The organism is Streptomyces glomeratus (genome assembly GCF_021462825.1).
GTDB lineage: Bacteria > Actinomycetota > Actinomycetes > Streptomycetales > Streptomycetaceae > Streptomyces > Streptomyces glomeratus.
In genome coordinates, this window is the sequence record NZ_JAKEEB010000117.1 from 1 (window position 1) to 353 (window position 353).

The 353-nt window shown below is 65.7% G+C and carries 1 pseudogene; it reads right to left on the minus strand.

The window, feature by feature from the left end:
- A pseudogene (locus LZ604_RS35580) lies at positions 1-353 on the minus strand (alpha-1,4-glucan--maltose-1-phosphate maltosyltransferase); the annotation flags it as partial.

Below are 353 nucleotides of genomic sequence, written 5' to 3' on the forward strand. Positions count from 1 at the left end.
TTGGCCCTGCCCCAGTGGTAGGTGGCACCGGTGAGCTCGTCACGCACCGGCACCGACTCGTGCCAGTCCAGGCCGAGCCGCGGCATGTCCAACGAGACCGTCGCCTCCTGGGTGTGATGCGGATCCAGATTCACCACGACCACCACCGCGTCGGAACCCGAGCACTTGCTGAACGCGATCACCGTTTCGTTGTCGGTCTGGTGGAACTGCAGATTGCGCAGCCGCCGCAAGGCAACGTGCCGGCGTCGGATGTGGTTGAGGGAGGTGATGAGCGGGGCGATGGTGCGTCCTTCGCGTTCGGCCGCCTCCCAGTCCCGCGGCCGCAACTGGTACTTCTCGGAGTCCAGATACTC